At 69.3% G+C, this 7,175-nt stretch carries 8 protein-coding genes; 6 read left to right on the forward strand and 2 right to left on the reverse strand.

What is annotated here, in order from left to right; genetic code table 11:
* Positions 1 to 105 precede the first annotated feature (105 nt).
* From ACK5KK_RS02565 to ACK5KK_RS02590, 6 genes are read left to right on the forward strand one after another with little or no spacing between them, the layout of a single operon-like run.
* On the forward strand, positions 106 to 1,233 hold the full coding sequence (locus tag ACK5KK_RS02565; protein ID WP_416888527.1) for an FAD-dependent oxidoreductase: 1,128 nt from the start codon (positions 106 to 108) through the stop codon (positions 1,231 to 1,233).
* Positions 1,230 to 1,787 (forward strand): cupin domain-containing protein, encoded by a 558-nt coding sequence (locus ACK5KK_RS02570; RefSeq protein ID WP_416888528.1) that lies wholly within the window; start codon positions 1,230 to 1,232, stop codon positions 1,785 to 1,787. The genes ACK5KK_RS02565 and ACK5KK_RS02570 overlap by 4 nt, the downstream gene beginning before the upstream one ends.
* A 10-nt stretch (positions 1,788 to 1,797) precedes the next feature.
* Entirely contained in the window at positions 1,798 to 2,214 is a 417-nt protein-coding gene (locus ACK5KK_RS02575; protein WP_416888529.1) for a VOC family protein, read from the forward strand.
* Positions 2,211 to 3,002 carry an SDR family NAD(P)-dependent oxidoreductase gene (locus ACK5KK_RS02580; RefSeq protein WP_416888530.1) on the forward strand — a complete coding sequence of 264 codons (792 nt, stop codon included), beginning with the start codon at positions 2,211 to 2,213 and terminating at the stop codon, positions 3,000 to 3,002. The genes ACK5KK_RS02575 and ACK5KK_RS02580 overlap by 4 nt, the downstream gene beginning before the upstream one ends.
* A 25-nt stretch (positions 3,003 to 3,027) precedes the next feature.
* A complete protein-coding gene (locus tag ACK5KK_RS02585; protein WP_416888531.1) occupies positions 3,028 to 4,206 on the forward strand; it encodes an alpha/beta hydrolase family protein in 1,179 nt (392 codons plus the stop codon).
* Between the two features lie 4 nt (positions 4,207 to 4,210).
* A complete protein-coding gene (locus ACK5KK_RS02590; RefSeq protein WP_416888532.1) occupies positions 4,211 to 4,675 on the forward strand; it encodes a VOC family protein in 465 nt (154 codons plus the stop codon).
* Positions 4,676 to 4,776: 101 nt separating this feature from the next.
* Here the strand turns inward: ACK5KK_RS02590 and ACK5KK_RS02595 are convergent, their stop codons facing one another.
* Both ACK5KK_RS02595 and ACK5KK_RS02600 read right to left on the reverse strand, forming a co-directional pair.
* Positions 4,777 to 5,622 carry a mechanosensitive ion channel family protein gene (locus tag ACK5KK_RS02595; protein ID WP_416888533.1) on the reverse strand — a complete coding sequence of 282 codons (846 nt, stop codon included), beginning with the start codon at positions 5,620 to 5,622 and terminating at the stop codon, positions 4,777 to 4,779.
* A 345-nt stretch (positions 5,623 to 5,967) separates the two neighbouring features.
* Positions 5,968 to 6,972, reverse strand: coding sequence for a hypothetical protein (locus ACK5KK_RS02600; protein ID WP_416888534.1), 1,005 nt, complete (start codon positions 6,970 to 6,972; stop codon positions 5,968 to 5,970).
* Positions 6,973 to 7,175: the final 203 nt, after the last annotated feature.

The raw sequence follows: 7,175 nt of genomic DNA on the forward strand, positions 1-7,175 counted from the left end.
GATATCAGGCATCGGGTACGTCGATTGGTGCGCCCGGTGACCCCGCTCTAGCGTGTGGGGTGGATCGCGAGGACGCGTCCCGATAACGACGAACGGGAGACAAGGATGTCGGTACGAAAGGTGCTCATCGTCGGTGGCGGTTTCACCGGGTTGACAGCGGCGATCGCGCTCGCGGAGCGGGGCGTCCAGGTCACGTTGGTCGACAAGGCCCCCGCGTGGGCGCGGGTCGGGCACGGCCTGACGATCCAGGGCAACGCCCTGCGGGTCTTCAAGGAGATCGGCGTCATCGACGAGATCCTCGAGGTCGGCCACGCCGAGAATGCCGTCACTCTCACACTGTCCAACGGCACCGTGCTCGAAGAGCTCGTCACCCCCAAGACCGGCGGTGAGGACCTGCCCGCCACGATCGGCGCGTTGCGTCCCGACCTGCACGAGATCCTGGTGCGCAAAGCCGAGTCGCTGGGCGTGGAGATCCGGCTGGGCCTGGAGCTGACCTCGTACGAGAACAACGCCGACACGGCCACCTCGGTGCTCTCCGACGGCACCCGCGAGGAGTGGGACGTGATCGTGGTGGCGGAGGGCATCAAGTCGCAGACCCGCCCCACGCTCGGCATCACGGAGGACCGCGCCCCCAGCGGCCTCGGCATCTGGCGCGCGGTCACCTCGCGCCTGCCCCACATGACCGGCGGCATCTCGTTCCCGATGGGCGATGACGGCGGTGCCTTCAAGGTGGGCTACACACCCGTCAGCGACACCCAGTGCTACATCTTCGTGCTGTGCCGGCCCGAGCGACCCGACAACGGGCTGGAAGGATGGCAGGAGGTGCAGCGCCTCATGGCGAACTTCCACGGCGACTTCGACCACCTGCGCGAATCCCTCAACGCCGACACGTTCCTGAACTTCCAGGAGATCGAGTGGATCTTCGTGGAGGGCCCGTGGCACTCCGGCCGCGTCGTCGCCCTCGGCGAGGTCGTGCACGCCGTGCCGCCGCTCATCGCGCAGGGCGCTGCGCAGTGCGTCGAGGACTCGCTGCTGTTCGCCCAGTACATCACCGAGGAGGGCGATTTCGAGGAGCAGCTCGCCGCGTTCTACGCTCGCCGCATCCCGCGCATCAAGGGCGTCGTGGATGCCTCGCTGCAACTGGCCCACTGGGAGCAGAACCCCGGCACGCCGGATGCCGAGCCCGGCCCGGTCATGGGCAAAGCCCTCGCCGCGCTGGTGCCGGCCCCGTGACCGCCGGCCAGCCCGACGGGTTCCGTGTTCCGCGGCGCATCGTCACCGGGCACACCGCGGTGGGAGCGTCGGTCGTCGTCAGCGACGGTCCAGTCCCGGTCACCCGGGAGCTTCCCGACGACGGCGTCGCCTTCCACGAGGTGTGGGTGACCCCGCAAGCCCCGGCCGTGATCGGCGCGGGGCCGGAAGACCCCACCGCCGGGTCGATCACGGTGCCACCGCCGGTCAACGGCACCCGCATCCGCATCAACGAGTTCCTGCCCGGGCACCTCGACGAGCGCGGACTGCAGTCGCCGGTGCACCGCACCGAATCGATCGACTACGGCATCGTACTGGAGGGGGAGATCACCCTCATCCTCGACGACAGCGAGGTGACCGCGCGCGCCGGTGACATCGTGATCCAGCGCGGCACCGATCACGCCTGGGCAAATCGTGGCGACACGATCGCGCGGGTCGTGTTCGTGCTGGTCGGCGGCACCTTCGGGGAAGATGTGCTCGACGCCCTCCCCGGCGACATCCGGGACTCGCTGATGCGGCACGGGCCGCGGGACTGAGGAGAGCAGCATGCACGTGGACCATGTCGGCCTGTCGGTCGCCGACCTCGACGCCCAGATCGCCTGGTACCGCCGCGCGTTCGGGTTCGAGGCGGTGCACCCGTTCGAGATCGCGCCGGTGGGACTGCGCGGGGCGTTCCTGCTCGGCCCCGACGGGCTCGCCATCGAACTGCTGGAGCGGCAGGGTTCCGTGCACCACCCCCCGGCGACCACCCCGCCCGACGCGCTGCTCAATCAAGGCTGGGCGCACGTGTGCTTCCGGGTCGACGACGTCGACGCCGTCTTCGAGCGGCTGATCGCCGCGGGGGCGACCGCCGTGTCGGAGCCGGGCCCGTCGCCCGAACCCGACGTGCGGTTCGCGTTCGTGACCGACCCGGAGGGCAACTTCCTCGAACTGCTCGACCGCGCCGGGGCGGTGACCGCGTGAGCGAGGTGCACCTGCCCGGCATCGCGGGCAACCTCTTCGTCATCACGGGCGCCGCGGGAGGGCAGGGCGCGCAGGAAGCGCTGATGCTCGCCCAGCAGGGGGCCGACGTGATCGCCGCCGACATGCGCGACGACGCCCCCGAGCTGCTCGCCGCCGCCGCAGACCTCGCCGGAACCGTCGCCTACCGCCGGCTCGACGTCACGAGCGAGGCCGACTGGACGGCGCTGGCCGGGTCCCTGGCCGGACGCACCGTCAAGGGCCTGGTCAACAACGCCGGCGTCACCCAGCGCACCCGCATCGGGCACGTCGTGCGCGAGGACTGGGACCGGGTGCTCGCCGTCAACGTCACCGGTGCCATGCTCGGTATCCAGGCCCTCATGCCGTTGATGGATGCCGGGTCCGCCATCGTCAACATCGGCTCCGCCGCCGGAGTCACCGGCCACTACACCGCCGCTTACACGGCCAGCAAATGGGCGATCCGAGGTCTCACGCACTCGTGCGCGACCGAGCTCGGTCCGCGCGGCATCCGCGTCAACATCGTTCATCCCGGCTACATCCACACCGAGATGACCGCGAATGCGCCCACCGCGTTCCTGGAGGCCAACGTCGCCGTCTCGCCGCTGCACCGCGGCGGTCAGCCCGAAGAGGTCGCCGGCGTCGTGGTGTTCCTGCTGTCGGATGCCGCGTCGTTCGTCACGGGCGCCGAGATCGGCGTCGACGGTGGCCAGAAGCTGTCGGGCGTGGCGACCTTCCTCTCCGACGCCGTCCGCTCCGAAACCTCGTCCTGATCCGCTCTCGACTGGAGATCCACCCATGTTCATGTACTTCCCGAACAACTACGTCTGGAGTATGGCGGTCGTCGCCAGCCTCAACAACGGCGGCTACATCGACGAGGTCGACCGCGCCTGCAAGCCGGTGCTGCTGGCATCGGAGAACGGTGACGACGCCGGCACCGAAGAGCTGTACGCGTCGTGGGAGGCGGTCGCCGACCGGCTGATTGCGAAGGCCCGCGACGACGAGGCCCGGGGCCGGCGGATCGGCGCCGGTGAGACCTACTACCGGGCGTCGCTGTACACGTCGCAGGCCGAGCGGCTGCAGTCGCCGAAGTGGGAGGGGCGCAACGCCGCCTACCAGAAGTCGATCGATCTGCTTCTGAAGCACGTGGAACTGCTCGGCATCCCGCTTACGACAGTCGACATCCCCTACGCCCCCGCCGACGAGGACGTCGACTCGGCGCTGCCCGGGTACTTCTACCGCGCCCCCGGCGACGGCCCGAAGCCGGTGATGATCATGTGGAACGGGCTGGATTCCACCAAAGAGATGATGTACTATTCCCAGTTCCCGCAGATGCTGGCCGACCGTGGCATCTCGACGCTCATGGTCGACACCCCCGGTTCCGGCGAGGCGCTGCGGCTGCGCGGCCTGAAGTCCCGGTACGACACCGAGGTGTGGGCCGGCGCGATCATCGACTGGCTGGAGGCGAACGCCGCCGAGCTGGGCATCGACCCCGACAAGATCGGCATCGAGGGGTGGTCCCTGGGCGGCCACTACGCGCCGCGTGCCCTCGCGTTCGAGAAGCGCCTCAAGCTGGGCGTGGCGTGGGGCGCGAACCACAACTGGTTCGAGGTGCAGGAGGGGCGCCGCCACCGCGAGGGCGAGAACCCGGTGCCGCACTACTGGGACCACGTGTTCTGGGTGTGGGGCGCGTCCGACATGGACGACTTCATCGAGAAGACCCGCGGCATGACGCTCAACGGCGTGGTCGACAAGATCACGGTGCCGTTCCTGATCACTCACGGTGTCGGCGACCGGCAGATCAACGTGAAGTACGCGCACCAGTCGTACGAGCAGGCCGTCAACTCGCCCAAGCGTGAACTGCGGCTGTTCGACGACCCCGAGGGCGGCACCGAGCACATCTCGATCGACAACATGCCCTACGTCGGCGGCATCATCGCGGACTGGGTCGCGGAGACCTTCGCCGAGCTGGACTGAGCCGGTGACCGCGCTCGATCACGTCGGGGTGTCGGTGGGTGACCTCGACGCGCAGGCGGCGTGGTACGTGGGCGCGCTGGGGCTGCTGGCGCTGCCGCCGACGGTGAAACCGGATGCCGGCATGCGCACCCAGTTCCTCGTCGACCCGGTCGACGGGTGGGCGCTGGAACTGCTGGAGCGGCAGGGGTCGCAGCCGCAGGTGCGTGCGCAGAGCCCCGCCGACTCGATGCGCGTGCACGGCTACGGGCATCTGTGTCTGCGGGTGGACGACGTCGCGACTCACTATGCCGCGTTGGTGGCCGCCGGCGCGGGCGAGATCACCCCGCCCGGCCCGTCCCCGATGTCGGGGCTGCCGGTCGCCTTCGTCGCCGACCCGGAAGGGAACCTGATCGAACTGATCCAGCGTCCCGCGCCGCTGTCCCGCGCCACTTGCCCCACCCGCCCCGACCGCGAGACTACAGCCGCGTGATCGAGACCACGGGTTATCCGCACTGTCTCGATAGCCCCGCTGTAGTCTCGCGGATCGAGCGGCAGGCGGCCCGGCACTGAGCGCGCTGAGCGCGCTGACGGTCAGAGCGATGCCGGGCGGCTCGGTGCGCCGGCGTCGTAGACGACCATTTCGGGGCGGATGTTCTGCAGGCCCATGTCGCCGAACCGGTCGAAAAGTGCCGTGAGGATGGCGTTGGTCACGTGGGTCACATCGCCGTGGGTACCCGGCGGACCCACCCAGAAACGCGCGGTCAGCGTCGTGGAGTAGTCGCCCAGTTCGGTCACCATGACGTCGGGTGCCGGGTCGTTCGCGACGTTGTCCACCGAGGTGAGCACCTCGGTGATCGCGGTGCGCAGCGGCTCGATCTCGTAGCCGTTGGGGAAGGTGAGCGGCACCTTGTGGCGCACCTGCTCGTACCGGGTGTTGACGGTGACCCGGCCGGTGTACAGCTCGCTGTTGGGGATCACGACGGCCCGGTGGTCGTAGGTCTGCAGGATGGTGGCACGGAACTGGATGTCGCGCACCGTGCCCTCATCGGTGCCGGATTGGATCTGGTCACCGATCACGAACGGCCGGGTGAACAGGATGAGGGTGCCGGCGACCCAGTTCTCGATGATGTCCTTCAAGGCGAACCCGGCGATGATGCTGCCGATGCCGAGCGCCCCGAACGCGGCCCCGAGGTTGATGCCGGGCAGTCCCACGCTGACGGCGACGATGAGGCCCAGCCCGAGGGTGACGGCATACGTCGTGCGGGCGATGACCTTCTGCACGCCGCCGGGCACGTCCGCCCGTTCCGCCGCGCGCCGCGCGATGCGCCGCGCCAGGGTCGCCAGCAGGAACGACACGACGACCAGTGCGACGCCGATGAGTAGCGCGGGCAGGTGGTCGAGTATCGCCGAGGTCCACTTCTTGATCTGGTCTTCCATGACTCTGGTTTCTCCGCTCGGTCGAGGTGTCTCCACCGTACGAGGCGCGCCGAGCCGCCGCCTAGGTGCAGGTGCTCGGAGTCGTGCGTTGGTGCGGCAATCTGCGGTTTTCCGGATGCCGGGGGTTGTGTGGGTGCGGGGTTGTGCAGATTGCCGGAGTTGTGCAGATCTCCGGAGTTGTGCAGGTGCGGAGGTTGTGGTGGCTGGGCCTGCTGTTTGCTGCGTAGCTGCGGGGATCAGTGGTTTTCCGGGTGCCGGGGGCAGTGCTGGTGCGGAGTTGTGCAGATTGCCGGGGTTGTGCTGTTTGCCGGAGTTGTGCAGATGTCCGGGGTTGTGCGGGTGCGGTCAATCAGTTCCGACCCGCTCAGGGCGGGGCGTTCCGGCGAACACGCGGTGTTCGGCGGGTCGGTGCGGGTCTAGGCCCGCGTGCGTGAGGACCGCGAGTTCCTCGTGCAGCGCGTAGCCGGGCACCGACGTGAACTGCGGGGCGCGGCTGGCGGGTACGACCGCGTCGGCGACGGTTGCCGCAGCCGACAGCAGGTTGCGCCAGCCCGCCTCAGCACGTTCGGCTTCGGCGCGGGTCGGTTCGCGCAGGCCCGCGTGTTGACGCAGCTGGCGCTTGGCCACCAGGTAGCCGCCGGGGCGCTTGAGCTCACGCAGATGGGAGGCGTGCGGCAGGATCGGTTCGAGTTCGTCCAGGAACGGGGCATCCAACGCTTCGCGTACGAACACCGCCCGTCGCAGGGCCAGTAGCCCGCTGCCGACCGTCGCGCCCGCGTCGACGGCGCCGCGCAGCAGTCGGATGCCGTCATCGGCGGCCTCGGCCCATCGCTGCAGCAGCGTGAGCGGGGTGTCGTCGATGCGGCGCAGCACGTCGGGCATCGCTCCGACGTGGTCGTCGGGTCCGAGTCCGGGCACGTCTCCGATCCCTTCGGCGCTCACTCGCAGTCCTGCCCGATGGGCGGTCTCCACGGCGTGGGCGGCGAGGTCGGGATCGGCGATTCCCACCGGGAGCCATGTGACTCGCTGGTGTTCGGCGGTGGCGACGGCGACATCGATATCGTCGCGTCGGGTGACCCACAGTTCGCGCTCCAGGCGCGGAGCGCGGTCGATCAGGACCGGCCCGCCGCCGTGGAGGGCCGTGGTGGGAGCGTGTTCCCGGTGGAGCGCGCGCATCAGCGCCAGTTCCTCCCACGTGCGCGAATCGATCCGCGCAGCGGTGACCCCGTACCGGGCCAGCAGGTCCAGCACTGCGGCGGTCGGGCCGGCGAGAGGATCGGTGCGGCTGGAGCGGTATCCCGCGATGCCCACGGCGGCATCCCGCAGGGGGAGGTTCTCAGACGATGACACGGCGGGTGCTTCCTTTCGGGTGCGGACGGGCGTGGGTAAGGAACTGGCGGCGCACCCGCCGCTGGTAGAACAGGTGCGCGGGCGCGGGCGTGTCAGATGGATTGTGTGTGAGGTTCCTCCGATAGATGAGGAGTATGAAGATGATCACTATGACGAAGCACGAGGATCAGAGCGGATCGTTCGGCCCGGGCTCGGCGGTGCCG

The sequence above is a fragment of the Microbacterium sp. genome (assembly GCF_047972865.1).
GTDB lineage: Bacteria > Actinomycetota > Actinomycetes > Actinomycetales > Microbacteriaceae > Microbacterium.